Origin of the sequence: Streptantibioticus cattleyicolor NRRL 8057 = DSM 46488, assembly GCF_000240165.1 — a bacterium.
Taxonomy (GTDB): domain Bacteria; phylum Actinomycetota; class Actinomycetes; order Streptomycetales; family Streptomycetaceae; genus Streptantibioticus; species Streptantibioticus cattleyicolor.
The window spans coordinates 383,872-399,491 of record NC_017585.1 but is presented as its reverse complement, the minus strand read 5'-3'; the positions used below and the strand labels follow the sequence as shown (position 1 = coordinate 399,491).

15 protein-coding genes are annotated in these 15,620 nt (G+C 73.2%); 12 read left to right on the top strand and 3 right to left on the bottom strand.

What is annotated here, in order from left to right; all coding sequences use genetic code 11:
- The first annotated feature begins 315 nt into the window (after nt 1–315).
- From SCATT_RS29320 to SCATT_RS29285, 8 genes are all read left to right on the top strand, one after another.
- A complete protein-coding gene (locus SCATT_RS29320) occupies nt 316–1,527 on the top strand; it encodes a CaiB/BaiF CoA transferase family protein (RefSeq protein ID WP_014626770.1) in 1,212 nt (403 codons plus the stop codon).
- A complete protein-coding gene (locus SCATT_RS29315; RefSeq protein ID WP_014151783.1) occupies nt 1,527–2,387 on the top strand; it encodes an HpcH/HpaI aldolase/citrate lyase family protein in 861 nt (286 codons plus the stop codon). The genes SCATT_RS29320 and SCATT_RS29315 overlap by 1 nt, the downstream gene beginning before the upstream one ends.
- Nucleotides 2,384–3,217 (top strand): cyclase family protein, encoded by an 834-nt coding sequence (locus SCATT_RS29310; RefSeq protein ID WP_014151784.1) that lies wholly within the window; start codon nt 2,384–2,386, stop codon nt 3,215–3,217. The genes SCATT_RS29315 and SCATT_RS29310 overlap by 4 nt, the downstream gene beginning before the upstream one ends.
- Nucleotides 3,214–4,632, top strand: coding sequence for an MmgE/PrpD family protein (locus tag SCATT_RS29305; RefSeq protein WP_014151785.1), 1,419 nt, complete (start codon nt 3,214–3,216; stop codon nt 4,630–4,632). Before SCATT_RS29310 ends, SCATT_RS29305 begins: the two co-directional genes overlap by 4 nt.
- A gap of 256 nt (nt 4,633–4,888) precedes the next feature.
- A complete protein-coding gene (locus SCATT_RS29300; RefSeq protein WP_014151786.1) occupies nt 4,889–5,851 on the top strand; it encodes an SMP-30/gluconolactonase/LRE family protein in 963 nt (320 codons plus the stop codon).
- Between the two features lie 234 nt (nt 5,852–6,085).
- Nucleotides 6,086–7,495 carry an MFS transporter gene (locus SCATT_RS29295; RefSeq protein WP_014151787.1) on the top strand — a complete coding sequence of 470 codons (1,410 nt, stop codon included), beginning with the start codon at nt 6,086–6,088 and terminating at the stop codon, nt 7,493–7,495.
- Nucleotides 7,496–7,560: 65 nt separating this feature from the next.
- A complete protein-coding gene (locus SCATT_RS29290) occupies nt 7,561–7,992 on the top strand; it encodes a MarR family winged helix-turn-helix transcriptional regulator (RefSeq protein ID WP_014151788.1) in 432 nt (143 codons plus the stop codon).
- Nucleotides 7,993–8,085: 93 nt separating this feature from the next.
- The gene (locus SCATT_RS29285) at nt 8,086–8,658 is read left to right on the top strand and encodes a hydrolase (protein WP_014151789.1); all 573 of its coding nucleotides are present in this window, start codon (nt 8,086–8,088) and stop codon (nt 8,656–8,658) included.
- Between the two features lie 104 nt (nt 8,659–8,762).
- Here SCATT_RS29285 and SCATT_RS29280 read toward each other — a convergent pair whose 3' ends face one another.
- Nucleotides 8,763–9,347, bottom strand: a complete 585-nt coding sequence (locus SCATT_RS29280; protein WP_014151790.1) for an LLM class flavin-dependent oxidoreductase — start codon at nt 9,345–9,347, stop codon at nt 8,763–8,765.
- A 610-nt stretch (nt 9,348–9,957) separates the two neighbouring features.
- Between SCATT_RS29280 and SCATT_RS40635 the strand changes: the two genes are divergently transcribed.
- The gene (locus SCATT_RS40635) at nt 9,958–10,533 is read left to right on the top strand and encodes a helix-turn-helix domain-containing protein (RefSeq protein WP_014151792.1); all 576 of its coding nucleotides are present in this window, start codon (nt 9,958–9,960) and stop codon (nt 10,531–10,533) included.
- A 66-nt stretch (nt 10,534–10,599) separates the two neighbouring features.
- Here the strand turns inward: SCATT_RS40635 and SCATT_RS29270 are convergent, their stop codons facing one another.
- Entirely contained in the window at nt 10,600–11,169 is a 570-nt protein-coding gene (locus SCATT_RS29270) for a DinB family protein (protein WP_014151793.1), read from the bottom strand.
- A 108-nt stretch (nt 11,170–11,277) separates the two neighbouring features.
- Between SCATT_RS29270 and SCATT_RS29265 the strand changes: the two genes are divergently transcribed.
- Both SCATT_RS29265 and SCATT_RS29260 read left to right on the top strand, forming a co-directional pair.
- Complete coding sequence (locus SCATT_RS29265) at nt 11,278–12,258, top strand: helix-turn-helix transcriptional regulator (protein ID WP_014151794.1); 981 nt, start codon at nt 11,278–11,280, stop codon at nt 12,256–12,258.
- 9 nt (nt 12,259–12,267) lie between these two features.
- A complete protein-coding gene (locus tag SCATT_RS29260; protein ID WP_014626768.1) occupies nt 12,268–13,020 on the top strand; it encodes a hypothetical protein in 753 nt (250 codons plus the stop codon).
- On the opposite strand, the gene SCATT_RS29255 is transcribed toward SCATT_RS29260, so the two are convergent.
- On the bottom strand, nt 13,017–14,855 hold the full coding sequence (locus tag SCATT_RS29255) for a hypothetical protein (RefSeq protein WP_014151796.1): 1,839 nt from the start codon (nt 14,853–14,855) through the stop codon (nt 13,017–13,019). The genes SCATT_RS29260 and SCATT_RS29255 overlap by 4 nt on opposite strands.
- 234 nt (nt 14,856–15,089) lie before the next feature.
- Between SCATT_RS29255 and SCATT_RS29250 the strand changes: the two genes are divergently transcribed.
- Nucleotides 15,090–15,464, top strand: a complete 375-nt coding sequence (locus SCATT_RS29250; protein WP_014151797.1) for a hypothetical protein — start codon at nt 15,090–15,092, stop codon at nt 15,462–15,464.
- The last annotated feature ends 156 nt before the right edge of the window (nt 15,465–15,620 follow it).

The following is a 15,620-nucleotide window of genomic DNA, read 5'->3' as shown; positions in this document are numbered from 1 at the left end:
TCTTGCGGGTGTTAAGAATGCGCAGGTCATCGCTTTGGCGACGGGCCAACTGGGCAGGGCGGCCGGTAGGTTGACGACACGTCGACAGTAAGGCAGGCTTCCTTCCAAGTCTTCCAGGTTCCGCAAGGCTGCACGGGGGATTGGGGGCGGGTCACCGCTGTTGCGTGGGTGAAGCGGATTCATTTCTTCACGTCCCGGCGAAGCGTTCGGACGGGCTTTCCCGAACGTCTTCGCGGGAATCTCTTGCGTGCTCTGTCATGAAATTCCAGTGTTTCCCGGGGCTGTTGTGCCCACGGGGCGCGGGAAAGGATGCGCGTGTCTGATTCGGTGTACGACAATTCCGTTCGGGGCCCGTTGTCGGGGATCAGGGTGCTGGACGCGGCGACGCTGGTGGCCGCCCCGCTGGCCGGCTGTCTGCTCGCCGACTACGGGGCCGAGGTCCTCAAGGTGGAACACCCCAGGGGCGATCCGATCCGGACCTTCGGCGCCCGCAAGGACGACGTGTCGCTGTGGTGGAAACTGCTCGGCCGCAACAAGGACTGCGTCAGCCTCGACCTGAGCACCCCGGAAGGCCAGGAGATCTTCCGGCGGCTGGCGGGCGAGGCGGACGTGGTGATCGAGAACTTCCGCCCCGGCACCTTCGAGAAGTGGGGGCTCGACTACGACACGCTGTCGGCGGAGAACCCTGGGCTGGTGATGGCACGGGTCACCGGATACGGCCAGAGCGGCCCGTACGCCCGCCGGCCCGGGTTCGGCACCGCCGTCGAGGCGTTGTCCGGGGTGGCGGCGATGACCGGGGACCCGCACGGGCCGCCGGTGCTGCCGTCCTTCCCCATGGGCGACGGCGTCACCGGGGTGATGACGGCCTTCGCGGTGCTCACCGCGCTGCGCGCCCGGGACCGGGACGGACACGGACAGGTCGTCGACGTCTCGCTGTGGGAATCGCTGCTGTCCGTCGTCGGCGCCTACCCCACCGTCCACGCCGCGCTGGGCACCGTCCCTGAGCGGCGCGGCAACCGGTCGGCGGGGAACGCGCCCCGCAACACCTACCGGACCAAGGACGGCGGATGGGTGGCCGTCTCCGCCCCCTCACGGCGGATCGCGGAACGCGTGATGCGCCTGGTCGGCCGCCCCGACCTGGCCGAACAGCCGTGGTTCGGCACCGGCACCGGCCGCAAGGAACACGTCGAGGAGATCGACGAGGCCGTCGCCGCCTGGGTCGGCGCACGCGACCGGGACGATGTGGTGCGCGCCTTCGAGGAGGCCGAGGCGGTCGTCGCCCCGGTCTACGACTTCGCCGACGTCGCCGCCGACCCCCACCTGGCGCACCGCGAGGCCCTGATCGACCTCCCCGACCCCGAACTGGGCAGCGTGCGCCTGCAGAACGTACCGTTCCGCCTCTCCCGCACCCCCGGAGCGGTACGCCACGCCGGCGGACGGCTCGGCGGCGACAACGCCCGCGTCTACGGGGCCCTGGGCGTCGACGAGGACCGGGTGGCCGAACTACACCGAGAAGGAGTCGTGTGATGAGCCAGCTGCACCGCAGCTACCTGTACGTACCGGCCCACCGCGGACGGTTCGTGGAGAAGGCGTACGACGGGGACGCCGACGCGGTCGTGCTCGACCTGGAGGACGGCGTGCCGTCCACCGCCAAGGACGAGGCACGCAAGGTCGCCGAGGAGATCCTCTCCGGTGACCCGCCCAAACCGACCTACGTACGCGTCAACGGGCCCGGAACGCCGTGGTGCCGGGCGGACATCGAGGCGGTCGCCGCCCCGGCGCTGCGCGGTTTAAGGCTGCCCAAGTGCGAGCGGACCGACGACATCCGCCAGGTCTCCGGCTGGCTGGACGCCCTCGGCTGCCGCGCAGACATCCATCTGCTGATCGAGTCCGCCTACGGCGTCGAGCACGCCTTCCAGCTGGTGTCGGCCTCCTCCCGGATCTCCATGATCGGCCTGGGTGAGGCCGACCTGCGCGCGGATCTGTTCGCCGGCAGCGACGAGTACGCCTTGGACCTGTGCCGTTCCAAGATGGTCCTGGTCTCCCGGGCGGCCGGCCTCGCCTCGCCCGCGCAGTCGGTCTACCCGGCGGTGCGGGACCTGGCGGGGCTGCGGGAGAGCTGCACGGTCGGCAAGGCCATGGGCTTCTTCGGCCGGTTCGCCATCCACCCCGACCAGATACCGGTCATCCACGACGTGTACTCGCCGACCGTGGAGGAGATCGAGGAGGCCCGGTTGCTGATCGAGGCGCTCAACAGCTCGGTGGAGACCGACAGCCACTCCGTCCACCTGCGCGGCGACGGCCAGTTGGTGGCGCCCCCGGTGATCGCCAAGGCCCGCCGGGTGCTCCAGCTCGCCGACGCGCTCCAGGAGGTGGCGGGGGCATGACCACACACCCGATCACCACCGACCGGCTGCTGGCCGCCGTCGCGGGCGGGGTGCGCATCGTCGACCTCGGCCGGCCGCTGGAGTCCGGCATGCCCTGCTCCCCCAACCACCCCGGGTTCCGGATGGCGCTGGTACGCCGGCACGGGGACATGAACCGGCCGGACGGCGGCTCCGCGGCCAACGAGATGTTCACCATGGGCGGCCACGTCGGCACCCACATCGACGCGCTGTCGCACGTGTCCCACAACGGCCTGCTGCACGGCGGCCACTCGGCGGCGCGGGCGCAGACCGGCGGCCGGTTCAGCGTGCACGGCATCGAGACCGTCACCCCGCTGATCCGCCGCGGCCTCCTGCTGGACGTGGCCGCGGCGCGCTCGGCCGAGATCCTCCCCGGCGGCTACGGCATCACCGCCGAGGACCTGGCCACCGCCGCCGGCGACACCGAGCCGGGCGAGGGCGACGTGGTGCTGGTGCACACCGGCTGGGGCCGGCACTGGCCGGACCCGGAGGCGTACCTGGGCACCGCGAGCGGCGTGCCGGGGCTCACCGAGGACGCCGCGCGCTGGCTCGCCGAGCGCCGGATCCGCGCGGTGGGCGCCGACACCACCGCGGTGGAACGCATCCCGCCGGGCCAGGGGCACCGGGTGATGCCGGTGCACCGGATCCTCCTGGTCGACCACGGCATCCACATCATCGAGCACCTGGACCTGACCGCGCTGGCGGCCGAGCGCCCGGCGCCGTTCACCTTCGTCGCCGTGCCGCTGCCCATCGTCGGCGGCACCGGGTCGCCGGTGCGCCCGCTGGCGCTCTTCGCCGAGGAGGCGCCATGACCGCCTCGGCAGTACGCTTCGCGCGGTTCGCCGCCGACACCGCACACCGCGGCCTGGGGCGCGAGGAACGCACCCGGGCGGCGACCTGGATGCTCGACACCGTCGGAGTGATGCTGGCCGGCCGGACCTGCCCCACCGGCCGGCAGGTCGCCGAGGTGGTGGCGGGCCGGGCCGGCAAGGGCGCGGCCACCGCGATCGGGGTCGCCGAACCGCTGCCCGCGGCGGACGCGGCGCTGGTCAACGGCACCCTGGCGCACTCGCTCGACTTCGACGACACCCATCTGCCCTCGGTGCTCCACCCGTCGGCGTCCGTGGTGCCCGCCGCGCTCGCGGTGGCCCAGGAGACCGCGGCGAGCCCGGCCCGCCTGCTGGACGCCCTCACCCTCGGCAACGAACTCAACGTCCGCCTGGGCATGGCCGGTTACGACACCGTGCTGGGCAACTCGCAGTACTTCGAACGCGGTCAGCACGCCACCGCCATCTGCGGGGCGCTCGGCGCGGCGCTGGCGGCCGGGGTGCTCTACGGGCTCGACGCCGACGGGCTGGCCCACGCCGTGGGCATCGCGGCCAGCATGGGTTCGGGGCTGCTGGAGGCCAACCGCACCGGCGGCACCGTCAAGCGCGTGCACTGCGGTTGGGCGGCGCACAGCGGCATCACCGCCGCGCAGTTCGCCCTCGGCGGCCTGACCGCGCCGCCGACCGTGCTCGACGGCCGCTTCGGCTTCCTGCGGGCCTGGCTGGACGAGCCCGCCGACCCCGAGGCGGTCACCCGCGACCTGGGCGACCACTGGGAGAGCGCCCGGATCCAGATCAAGCCGTATCCGTGCAACCACTTCCTGCACGCGGCCGTCGACGCGGCGCTGCAACTGCGCCGGCGAGGGCTGCGGGTGGACGACATCGAGGCGGTGGAGGCGGCCTTCCCCACCGCGGTGCTGCGGACGGTGGCCGAGCCGGCCGAGGTGAAGAAGGCACCCGCCGACGGCTACGCCGCCAAGTTCTCGGCGCCGTACGTGATCGCCACCGCCCTGCTCGGCGGGGCCGGACTCGGCGTCGGGCTCGCCGACTTCACCGACGAGGCGGTCACCGACCCGGCCCGTCTCGCCCTCGCCGCGCGGGTGCGCTGCGCCGCCGACCCGGTGTGCGACACGCTCTTCCCGCGCAGTCTCCCGGCCGGGCTGCTGGTACGCATCCGCGGCGGCCAGGAGGGCATGCTGGCCCACGTCCCGGTCAGCCGGGGCGGCGAGGGCAACGAGCTGGGCCCGGACGACCTGCTGGCCAAGTTCCACGACAACGCGGCGCTGGTCATGCCCGAGGAGCGCGGACGCGAACTCGGCGCACTGCTGGCCGCCCTGCCCGAGGTCACCGGGGAGGGCGAGCGGGAAACGGCCCGGCTGGCCGCCCTGTTGACCGTGTGATCCGCCCCGGGCGCCCCGGCGGCGCCCGGAACGCGGGAGGCTCGCGCCGAGCCGTGGGCCTCCCGCCGTGCGTCCCGTACGCACCCGTACGCCCGTCACGGGCCCGGTCCCGGCCACGTCCGCGACCCCATCGCTTCCCCGTCCGCCCGCGCGTCTCGCGGCGGCGGGGTACGTCCCGCCCGCGCATCGCGGCGGGCCCCCTCACGCGCACCGGCGTTCCGGCCGGGCGCTCCCACCTGCCCGAAGGAGAACCGTCATGAGACTCACCCGGCTGAGAACCCTGGTCGCCGCCGCCCTGGCCGCCACCGGGCTGCTGGCCGCCGCCGGGGCCACCGCGCCGGCCTGGGCCGACGGCGTCACCAGCTACACCCTGCCCGGGAGCACCGCCTACCCGGAAAGCATCACCCAACGCCCCGGCAGCACCACCTTCTTCGTCTCCGGGTACGGGGACGGCTCGGTCTACCGGGGCACCGTGGGCACCGCCGCCATGTCGGTCTTCGTGGCCGGCGACAGCAACCACACGGTGGCCGCCGGGGTGAAGGACGACGGCCAGGGCCACCTGTTCGTGGTGCGCGGCAGGCAGCAGCTGATCGACGTCTACGACGACACCACCGGCGCCCTGGTCACCGAGTTGTCCACCGCGTCCTTCGGCTCCGGCGGCATGCTCAACGACATCGCCTTCGGCCCGGACGGCACCGGCTACGTCACCGACTCCTACCTGCCCTACGTCTTCCGGATCACCCGTGACTCCTCGGGTGCCTTCACGGTGGACAAGTGGCTGTCGCTGTCGGGCACCGCGATGACGTACACCTCCGGCGGCGGGGTGGCCGGCGTCAACGCCAACGGCCTCGCCGTCACCCCGGACGGCCGTTACCTGCTGCTCGACCAGACCAACAAGGACGCGCTCTTCCGGGTGGAGATCTCCTCCGGCACGGTCGCCTGGATCGACACCTCCGGCGCCGACCTCGGCTACCCCGACGGGTTCAACCTGGTCGACGGCACCGGCTACATCGCGGGCAACACCGCCAACATCGTCAGCGAGCTGACGTTCAACTCCGACTACTCCAAGGCCACCTTGGTGCGGCAGCTGACCGACCCGGCCTTCGCCCAGCCCAGCGCCGCGCTGCCGGTCGACGGATCGCTGCTGGTCACCGAGTTCCAGCACAACACCGCCACCCCCTCACTGCCCTTCACGGTCACCGCGCTGCCGTTGTCGTAGCCGGACCACAGCCGCCGGCCGGGGGTTGGAACGCGCGCCGGGCCCCCGGCCGGCCCGCTATCGGTATGGACAGGCAGTCGATATAGACAGGTAGCCTTGCAAGGTATCCTGTCGAATGGCTAGGCTGGTCCCGCTGACGGCACGCGGACGCGAAGGCGTCGACGACGACGTGGTGCCGTCACGCCGGGCTCTGCCACTGGCACAGTCCCTGACGCGACGACGAAAGAAGACGCGATGGTTTCCACCGCTGTGAGCGCCGGCGAACGGGTGGGCGACGCCCGGCGCCGAATAGGGTTCGGCCCGCGCTTCGTGGCCCCCGTGGTGATCGGCTCCATGCTCAACCCGATCAACTCCACGATGATCTCCACGGCACTCGTCCCCATCGGCAAGTCCTTCTCGGCCGGGGCGGCGGCCACCATCTGGCTGGTCTCCGGGCTCTACGTGGCCAGCGCCATCGCGCAGCCGGCCATGGGCAAGGTCGCCGACCGCATCGGCGCCCGCCGGGTCTACATCAGCGGCCTGATCATCGTCGGCCTGGCCGGCATCGGCGGTCTGCTCGCGCCCTCGCTGGGGTGGCTGATCGCCGTGCGGGTCTTCATCGGCATCGGCACCTCGGCCGCGTACCCGGCGGCGATGGCCATGGTCCGCAAGCAGTCGCAGACGCTGGGGCAGGAGGTGCCCGGCATCGTGCTCGGCTGGCTGACCATCGCCGGCCTGGTCAGCGCCGCCATCGGCCCGGCCCTCGGCGGCCTGCTGATCAGCGCCGCGGGGTGGCGGGCCATCTTCGCGGTCAACATCCCGCTCGCCGTCATCGGCCTGATCCTCACCCTGCTGTGGCTCCCCAAGGACGAGCCCGAACACCACAAGGACAGCGCCTGGGTCTCCCTCGACCCGTTCGGTGTGGTGCTCTTCACCGGTCTGCTGCTGCCGCTGCTGGTCTTCCTGATGGACCTCAAGCACCCGGCCTGGTGGAGCCTGGGCCTCAGCGTGGTGATCGCGGCGGTCATGGCCGGCTGGGAGCTGCGCGCCCCCAAGCCCTTCATCGACCTGCGGATGCTGGCCGCCAACGGCCCGCTGGTGCGCACCTACGCCCGTTACGGCGCCGCCTACCTGGTCATCTACTGCATCCTGTACGGCTACCCGCAGTGGATGCAGGAGGCCGGCCACTACTCGGCCGGCACCGTCGGCCTGATCACCCTGCCGATGTCCGTGGTGGCCGCGCTGTGCTCGTGGTTCGGGTCCCGGAAGAAGAAGATCCTCGGGCCGCTGGTGATCGGCACCATCGCGATGATCGTCGCCACGGTCGGGCTGAGCACCGTCTCCGCCACCGCGGCCGTGTGGTTCCTCGCCGCCATCGGCATCGTCTTCGGCATCCCCAACGGGCTCAACGCCGTGGGCAACCAGGCCGCCCTCTACCAGCAGGCACCGCCCGAGCAGACCGGCACCGCGGCCGGCCTGTTCCGCACCGCCCAGTACATCGGCGCCATCGCCTCCTCCAGCCTGATCAGCCTCTTCTACGGAGAACGCGCCACCACCGGCGGACTGCACACCATCGGCATGGTGCTCGGCGCCCTCAGCGTGCTGCTCCTGCTGGCCACCGTGGTCGACCCCAGCGTCGTCCGGCGGCGGAAGCGGACCGGGTGAGCACAGCTTGAAAGGCTAGACTGAGCAGTCTCCCTTACCGAATCGGCGCTTGGTGGTGAGCGAAGATGAGCGACCCTCAACTGGAGGACGCGGCCTCGGAGTTGCGGTTCCTGGTCGGACGGCTGATGCGCAGGCTGCGAGCCGTGTCGGAGGACGCACCGATCACGTTCTCGCAGGCATCCGTACTCAGCCTGGTGGACCGCCACGGTCCCGCGACGACCGCCGCGCTGGCCAAGGCCGAGCGCATGCGCCCGCAATCCATGGGAGCGACCATCATGGCGTTGGAGGAGGCCGGACTGGTGGAACGGACAGCGGACCCCTCCGACGGCCGCCAGTCGCTGATCCAGCTCTCCGACAAGGGCCGTCACCACCTCAAGGAGGTCCGGCGCACCCGGGAGGGCTGGCTGGTCGAAGCGCTGGAGGACCGGCTCGACCCGCACGAGCGCGCCGTCGTCATCCAGGCACTCCACCTGCTGCGCCGACTCGTCGAGGAATAGCACCCATATGACCACTGACCACTGACCACTGACCACGACTGACGACAACTGACCACGACTGACGACCGACTCACAACACCGGAAGGTTCTCCCATGCCCGCCACCGTGCTCGACGACAACACCGCACTCGTCCTGATCGACCTCCAGAAAGGCATCGCCGCCGGCGCCACCGTCCACCCGCTGGACGGGGTGCTGGCCAACGCCGCCAAGCTGGCCGACGCGTTCCGCGCCCGCAAGCTCCCCGTGGTCCTGGTGCGCGTGCACTGGTCCGACGACGGCGGCGACCTGCCCACCGGCCGTACCACCGCGCCCGGCCCCAAGGCCCCGCTGCCGGAGGGCTTCGCCACCTTCGTCGACGAACTCGGCGACACCACCGGCGACATCGTGATCACCAAGCGGCACTGGGGCGCCTTCCACGGCACCGAACTCGACGTCCAGCTGCGCCGCCGCGGGGTCACCGGCATCGTGCTCGCCGGCATCGCCACCAGCATCGGCGTGGAGTCCACCGCCCGTGCCGCCTACGAGCACGGCTACCACGTCACCATCGCCCACGACGCCACCACCGACCGGGACCCGCAGTCCCACGAGCACAGCGTCGAGAAGATCTTCCCGCGGCTCGGCGAGGTCGACTCGACCGAGGCCATCCTCAGCCTGCTCAAGGGCTGATCCACGAAGGGACCCGCGCCCGCGGGTCCCTCCCCGAACCGCCCTGGCCGTGCGATCCGCCGACGCCGGCCAGGGCGTCCCGTTCTCCCGGCGGCATCCGCCGCTCACCCGGCCCCCGGGCGGCCGGCCACCGCCTCCAGGATCTCCTCCAGGTCGCGCAGCGCGCTGCGGAACCCCTCGACGGCCGCGACCCCGCTGACGTTCACCACCACCTCGTCCGCCCCCGCGGCACGCAACGCGGCCACCGCGTCCGCCACCTCACCGGGGCCGCCGGAGGCGAAGACACCGCCGTCCACCAGCGCCCTGGCCCCGGCCCTCGGATCGGCCGGGTCCACCGCCAGCCCCGCGCGGCGCAGCATGTCGGTGTAGTGCGGGGCGCCCAGGTGGTTGTGCGAGCAGGCGTACGCCAGCAGGTACGGGTCACGGCCGGGCCGGGTGAGCGCCGCGTGCAAAACCGACACCACCCTGGGCGCCGCCCGCCCCCGTTCCCGCGCCCCCGCCTCCAGCGCCGGCACCAGCACGTCCCGCAGATAGGCGGCGGGCGCCAGCCACGTGATGGCCGCGTCCGCGACCTGCCCGGCGGTCCGCGCCATCCCCGGCCGCAGCACCCCGAGCCCGATCTCCACCGGCGGGTGGTCGAAGGGCGGCAGCTCGGCCCGCACGGTGACGTAGGCGCCCTCCCGTTCCACCCGGCCGCCCGCCAGCAGCGCCCGGACCGCCTCGGCGTACTCGGCGACCGCAATGCCGGTCGTCCTCGTCCCACCCCGGACACGGCTGCCACAGCAGATCGTCCGGGGGCCGGCGGCAGGCGAGGCGTTCGAAGGCGAGCGCCCGCTCCACCCTGCGCCGCGCCTCCCGCGCCGGACCCCCGATGCGCTTGACGAAGACGTGGTGTCCCCCGGTCGTCGGCCCCGACCAGTTGTCGTTGCGCCCCGGCAGCGCCACCACGTCGTCGGGGCGCAGCGTGCCGAGACCGGCCCTCGCCAGCAGCCGGTTCACCTCCGGCGCCGCGGACAGCGGCACCGGGGCGAGCGTGGTCTCTTCTCTGATCGCTTCTCGTACGTCCACATCCGCCGACGGTAGGCGGCGCCTTCGGCCCCGGCGGATGACAGCCCGCACCCCATTGATGGGGTTTTGCGCCCGGCAACCCACGGGCGTTGGAAGACAGGCAGCCTTCCAGACAAGCCAAAAGGCGCTCTGGTGACCTGAGTTACATCCCGATGACAGGCGGATGCGTAGCATGCGTGGTCGTAGCGGGAAGGCGGCAACCTCTCACCGGCGCGCAACCGAGGAGAAACAGTGCCCAGACCCGAACGACCCATCGACCCGTCGGCCGGCCCGGCGCAACGGTTCGCCCTGGAGCTGCGTCGGCTCCGCCAGGCCGCCGGCAACCCGTCCTACCGGACCATGGCCGAACACGCCCACTACTCCGGGGCCACCTTGTCGGAGGCCGCGCGAGGGCTGGGCCTGCCGTCGCTGGCGGTGACGCTGGCGTACGTCACCGCCTGCGGGGGCGACCCCGCCGAGTGGGAACAGCGCTGGCGCGAGGTGGCCGCCCGACTCGGCCGCCGGGAACCGGCGGCCACGCCGTCACCGCCGCCGGAGCCGCCCGTGGCCGCCGTCGGCGCCCGACCGGTGCCGGAGCCGGTCGCCGTCGGCACCCAGGGCCGCACCGGAGCCCTCGAACTGCGGTCCGCCGCCCTCGCCCTCACCGTCGGCTTCATCGCGCTCGCCGCCACCGCCCTCGGCTCCATCGCCGGGGTGCTGACGGCCGAGAACCGGTCGGCCGTCCCCGCGGTGCACGGCCAGCGCCTCCCGGCCGCGGCCTGGGAGCCGCCGGCCGGTGGCGGGTACCGTTCCGTCCCCGGTCCCTGAGCCACGGGCGCGGAACGCCGGCTCCGCGTCCGGGTTCCCGGCACCCGGACGCGGACCCGGGCGGGGTCACCCCATCGTCTTGGCGCCGTCCAGGGACTCGCGGATGATGTCGGCGTGGCCCGCGTGCTGGGCGGTCTCGCCGATGATGTGCAGCAGCACCTGGCGGGCCGACCAGTGGGTGTCCTCCCCGAACCACGGCGCCTTGGGCAGCGGCCGGGTGACGTCCAGGCTGGGCAGCCCCGCCACCAACTCCTCGGTCGCGCGGGCCACCTCGGCGTACTCGGCCAGCACCCCGGCCAGCGTCTCACCCGGCAGCATCCGGAACATGTCGGCCCAGTGCGCCCGGTCCTCCTCGGTCAGCGCGGTGAAGTCCGGCATCGCGGACGGACCCTCGGCGATGAACCGCGTCCACATCCGCTCGGCCGAGGTGACGTGCTTGATCAGGCCGCCCAGACACAACTCGCTGGCGGTGGTTCGCAGCCCGGCCTGCTCGTCGGTGAGGTCACGGGTGGTGAAGCGCAGGAAGTGGCGCTGCTTGGCCAGCGCCTTGAGCAGCTCGGCGTGCTCGCCGGACGGGGTTCCGGTGGCCGCGTCGGTGCGGGTGGCGGTGTCCTGACCGGTGGCGGTCTCGCTCATCGTCGGCGTCCTTCGTTCGTCGTCCGCTGTCGCTCGTCCCTGTGGACAACAACCATGTTGGCGGTCACAACGGTCACTTTCCGTCCTCAATTGCGGGAGGATCGAAACATGGCGAACACCAGCACCCGGATCATCCGACTGCTCTCCCTGCTCCAGACCCACCGCTTCTGGCCGGGCGGCGAGCTGGCCGAGCGGCTGGAGGTCTCGGTGCGCACCCTGCGGCGGGACGTCGACCGCCTGCGGGAGCTGGGCTACCCGGTGCGGGCGCAGCGCGGGGTGGACGGCGGCTACCAGCTCGCGGCGGGCGCGGCGCTGCCGCCGCTGGTGATCGACGACGAGGAGGCGGTCGCCCTGGCCGTCGGGTTGCAGGCCGCGGCGCAGGGGGCGGTGGAGGGCATCGCGGAGTCGTCGGTGCGGGTGCTGGCCAAGGTGACGCAGGTGATGCCGGCCCGGCTGCGGCGCCGGGTGGAGGCGCTGCGCGAGGTGACCGTCCCCGCCGACTGGGGCGGCTCGGTGGGAACGGGCGTCGACCCGGCCGTGCTCACCGTGGTCGCCCTCGCCTGCCGGGACACCGAACGGCTCCGCTTCGACTACACCGCCGCCGACGGCAGCCGCACCGAGCGGCACGTCGAACCCCACCGCCTGGTCTGCCCCGGCCGCCGCTGGTACCTGGTCGCCTACGACCTCACCCGGCAGGACTGGCGCAGCTTCCGGGTCGACCGCCTCACCGCCCCGCACGGCACCGGCGACCGCTTCCGCCCCCGCGCCCTCCCCGCCACCGACGCCGCCGCCTTCGTCCGCGGCGGCATCGAGAAGACCGCCTCCGCCTTCCCCGTCGAGGCCCTGGTGGACGCCCCCGCCGCGACGGTACGCGAACGGATCGGCCGCTGGAGCACGGTCGAGGAACTCGACGCCGCCCACTGCCGCGTCCGCATGACCGCCTACTCCCTCGACTGGCCCACCATGGCCCTCGGCCTCCTCGACGCCGACTTCCGCATCGTCGGACCTCTCGAACTCCTCGACCACGTCCACGAGTTGGCCACGCGATTCCGCCGGGTCACGAGTGCGGGCAGGGGAGAGGGGAGCTAGGTTGGACGGGTGAGGAACCCCCGACGCTTCCGCCGCGTGATGTGGGCGGGCGTCGCGTTCGTCTGCCTCGCGGGAGCCGTGACCGGCTGCACGGCCGACTCGTACAGTCACGACTCGGCCGTGCTGGACGACGTGCTCGTGAGCGATCACGGGCGTACCCTGACCACCCCCGTGGCATGGGCGGACTGCGAGGACAGGCCTCGGCTGGAAGCCCATGAATCCGCCCACGGCATCACGTTGGTGCTGAAGGAGCGGCAACGGTCGGCGCTGGGTGTCAACGACTCGTGCGGTGAGACACACGAAGGACTGGCCAGCATCTCCCTCGGCAGTCCGGTGGGGGACAGGGAGATCACCGACTCCGTCACCAGGGAGCGCATCGTCCCCTTCGACGACACGCACTTCCCGCACCCCCGATACCTGCCGCCCGGCTTCACTCCCGCGGGGAGAGCCATCATGGTGGGCGGGACGGGAAGTCCCCCTTCCAGAAGCGACAAGCCCACCTGGACCTGCAGCTACCAACGGAACACCGGCAAAAGAGGGCAAGCCGGAGCCGTCAGCATCACGGTGACCACCGGCGAGACCACACCCACCCGGGGAACCCCGACCACCGTCAACGGTCACCCCGCCCGGCTGGAGAAGACGTCCCGGCCGTCGTGGACGGTGGTGTGGCCGCAGGACGGATACACCATCACCGTCTGGGCCGCCGACCCGTTCGTCACCGACGCGGAATTCCTGCGGATCGCGCGGGACTTGGGGAGCTAGACCCGCCGCGGGCGCAGCCTCGGGCGGGGGCGGGGGAAGCGGCGGGGGGAGGTGCGGCCCCAGGCGGCGGCCCAGTCGGGGTCCTTGCGGACCATGAGGCCCACGACGGCGGCGGAGAACAGCCAGAAGGCGATGGTCGGCGGGTACGCCCACCACGCGGTGGTGCTCAGCAGCCAGGCGACCGGGATGGACGTGATCATGCTGAAGGGGAGGGCCAGGAAGAGGGTGCCGCCCGGTGAGGTGCCCGCGCCGGCCAGCGCGCCGCACAGCGCGGTCTCGGTGCCGAGCGCGAGCAGCAGGGTGATCCACACCAACGGCAGCCAGCTTCCGGGCGTCCCGGTGCTGCTGCGGCCGGCCACGGTGACCCGGACGACGTCGCCCTTCCACATCCTCAGGTCGGCGTGGGAGCCGCGCTGCGCGACGCCGTAGACGGCGCTGTTCACCGGGATGGTACGGGGGCGCCCGGTGCCCGTGGCGATGGTCAGCTCGTCGCCGTTGTCGGAGCCGGAGTACTTGTCCACCACGCGTCCCGACGCGGCGGTGGTGCACGGCTGCGGTGTCCCGGGGGCGCAGAGGGGGGCGTTGCGCACGGCCACCATCTCGCTGTGCGCGTCGAGCCAGCGGCCCACGCCGAGCACGACCGACGTCAGCCCGGCGAGGACGGCGACCACGCGCACCGCGTGGATCAGCAGCGTCCGCGGCGTCTGACGGCGGACCGCCGCGCGCACCCGCCGCACGGCGGGGCGGACCCGCTCCCCCTCCGCGTCAGCGGCCGGGGAGCCGGGGCCGGGGGCGGGCGGCCGGGGAACGGGGCGCTGGGCGGCGGTTGTCGCGGAGTCGGCAACAACCGCCGGGGCGGTGGTGGCGAAGACCGGTTCGGTGTCGTGGTCCAGGTCGTGCCACGCCTGGTTGACCACGGAGGTGGCCTCGGCGAGCGCGTCGGCCTCGGCGGCGTGGTGGTCCGCCTCGGTGCGCAACCGCTCGGTCTCGGCGTGCAGTTGGCGGGCTTCGTCGGTCACGGCCGCCAGGCGCGTCAGGAGTTCGTCGGCGCGGGCCTCGGCCTGGGCGCGGGCCCGCCGGGTGCGGACGAGTTCGGCCTCGAGTTCGGCGATGCGGGCGGTGGCGGCGGCCGACAGCCGGGCGGTCTCGTCCTCGTGGCGGCGGCGCAGTTCGGCGGCCTCGGTCCGCAGCGCGTCGACGTGGCGGTGGGCGGCCTCCAGGGCGGTGTGCTCGGCATCCCGCTGAGCGGCGGCCAGTCGCCGTTCCAGGGTGGCCGCCCGCTGCTCGGCGTGGCGCAGGGCGTCGGTGAGCCGGTGGCGTTCGGCGGACCACTGGGCCCGCAGGCGTTCGCCGACGTCCCGCGCCCTGGCGTCCGCCGCCGCGATCTCCTGTCGTAACAGGGCCTCGCGGGCGGTGAGTTCGGCGACCCGGTCGCGTAACGCGTCGCGTTCGTAGAGCCCTTCGTACCGCTCGCCGGCCTGTGGGTTGACGGCTTTGACGGCGGCCAGGTGCAGGTGCCGGGTGCGTTCGCGGACCTCGTCGGTGACCGGGGTGCCGTGCGGGTGGACGGTACGCAGCAGGAGGCCGACGAAGTCCTTGTGCGGGACCTCGCCGCCGTTGGCGTAGCGGGAGATCACGCTCTTGTCGACGTTGAGGGCGTGGGCGGCCTCCTGGTCGGTGGGGAAGAACTCCAGCAGGTCCCGCACGTGCTCGACCCAGTCGGCGAGTTCGGCCGGGCGGGGGTGCCCGGGCTTCGGCGTCCAGCGGGCGCGTCCGCCCTCCGGCCCGCGCTTGTCACGCCAGCTCGGTCTGCCGCCCTTGCCACCGACCGCCACCGCAGCCTCCCGCTGTGCCGTTGTTGCCGGTTCCGCGGATCCGGGGCAACAACGATCTTGGTGTCTTCCGCAACAACCCGCCGCCCACGCAGTCTGAACGGACCCGGCCACCGCCCGACACGGCACGGGGCCGCTACCAGGATGCCCGACCGCGGCCGTCACCGCAGCCGCCCCGCGCAACCCCCGTCCCGCGCACCGGGCCCACGGCACCCCACCGACCGAAGGAGAACACCGATGCCCGCCCCGACCTCCCGCCGCGGCCCCTCCCCACGCGCCCGCGCCACGGCGGCCGTCACCGCGGCGCTGCCGGGCGCGGCCACCGCCGGCGGGATCGTCCTCGGCGCCCCCTGGCACGTGACCGCCGGACTGCTGGTGCTGGCCGTCACCACCGCCCTGATGCCGCAGCGCTCCCGCGACCGGCGGGACGTCTGGCAGGCGCTGCTCACCCACCGCGAACGCCACCTGCTGATCCGCCGGGGCCACGCCGAACTCCTGCTGCGCGACCGCGGGTACGCCGGCCGGCCCGGCCAAGGCGTGGCCCGCGGGCGCCCGGCGGGGGAGCGCGGCCGACGGGCGCGCGGGAACGACCCGGGGCCGGTGCGGCGGTGACGCGGCGTGCTGTGCCGGTGACTTCGGATCCCGGGGCAGGGCCGTCCCGGGCCCGGCGAGCCGGTGGTGGACGAGGTGGTGCGGCGGGCGTCCGGAAGAAGGCTCCACCGGCTCGACGGCGTCCCCGTCCCCGGACATCCTCGCTGACGGCGCCCG

Excerpts from the sequence above, each read along its gene's own strand:
- SCATT_RS29315 (WP_014151783.1), top strand. The coding sequence starts at position 1,527 with ATGAGCCAGCTGCACCGCAGCTACCTGTACGTACCGGCCCACCGCGGA.
- SCATT_RS29310 (WP_014151784.1), top strand. The coding sequence starts at position 2,384 with ATGACCACACACCCGATCACCACCGACCGGCTGCTGGCCGCCGTCGCG.
- SCATT_RS29305 (WP_014151785.1), top strand. The coding sequence starts at position 3,214 with ATGACCGCCTCGGCAGTACGCTTCGCGCGGTTCGCCGCCGACACCGCA.
- SCATT_RS29300 (WP_014151786.1), top strand. The coding sequence starts at position 4,889 with ATGAGACTCACCCGGCTGAGAACCCTGGTCGCCGCCGCCCTGGCCGCC.
- SCATT_RS29295 (WP_014151787.1), top strand. The coding sequence starts at position 6,086 with ATGGTTTCCACCGCTGTGAGCGCCGGCGAACGGGTGGGCGACGCCCGG.
- SCATT_RS29290 (WP_014151788.1), top strand. The coding sequence starts at position 7,561 with ATGAGCGACCCTCAACTGGAGGACGCGGCCTCGGAGTTGCGGTTCCTG.
- SCATT_RS29285 (WP_014151789.1), top strand. The coding sequence starts at position 8,086 with ATGCCCGCCACCGTGCTCGACGACAACACCGCACTCGTCCTGATCGAC.
- SCATT_RS29270 (WP_014151793.1), bottom strand. The coding sequence starts at position 11,169 with ATGAGCGAGACCGCCACCGGTCAGGACACCGCCACCCGCACCGACGCG.
- SCATT_RS29265 (WP_014151794.1), top strand. The coding sequence starts at position 11,278 with ATGGCGAACACCAGCACCCGGATCATCCGACTGCTCTCCCTGCTCCAG.
- SCATT_RS29250 (WP_014151797.1), top strand. The coding sequence starts at position 15,090 with ATGCCCGCCCCGACCTCCCGCCGCGGCCCCTCCCCACGCGCCCGCGCC.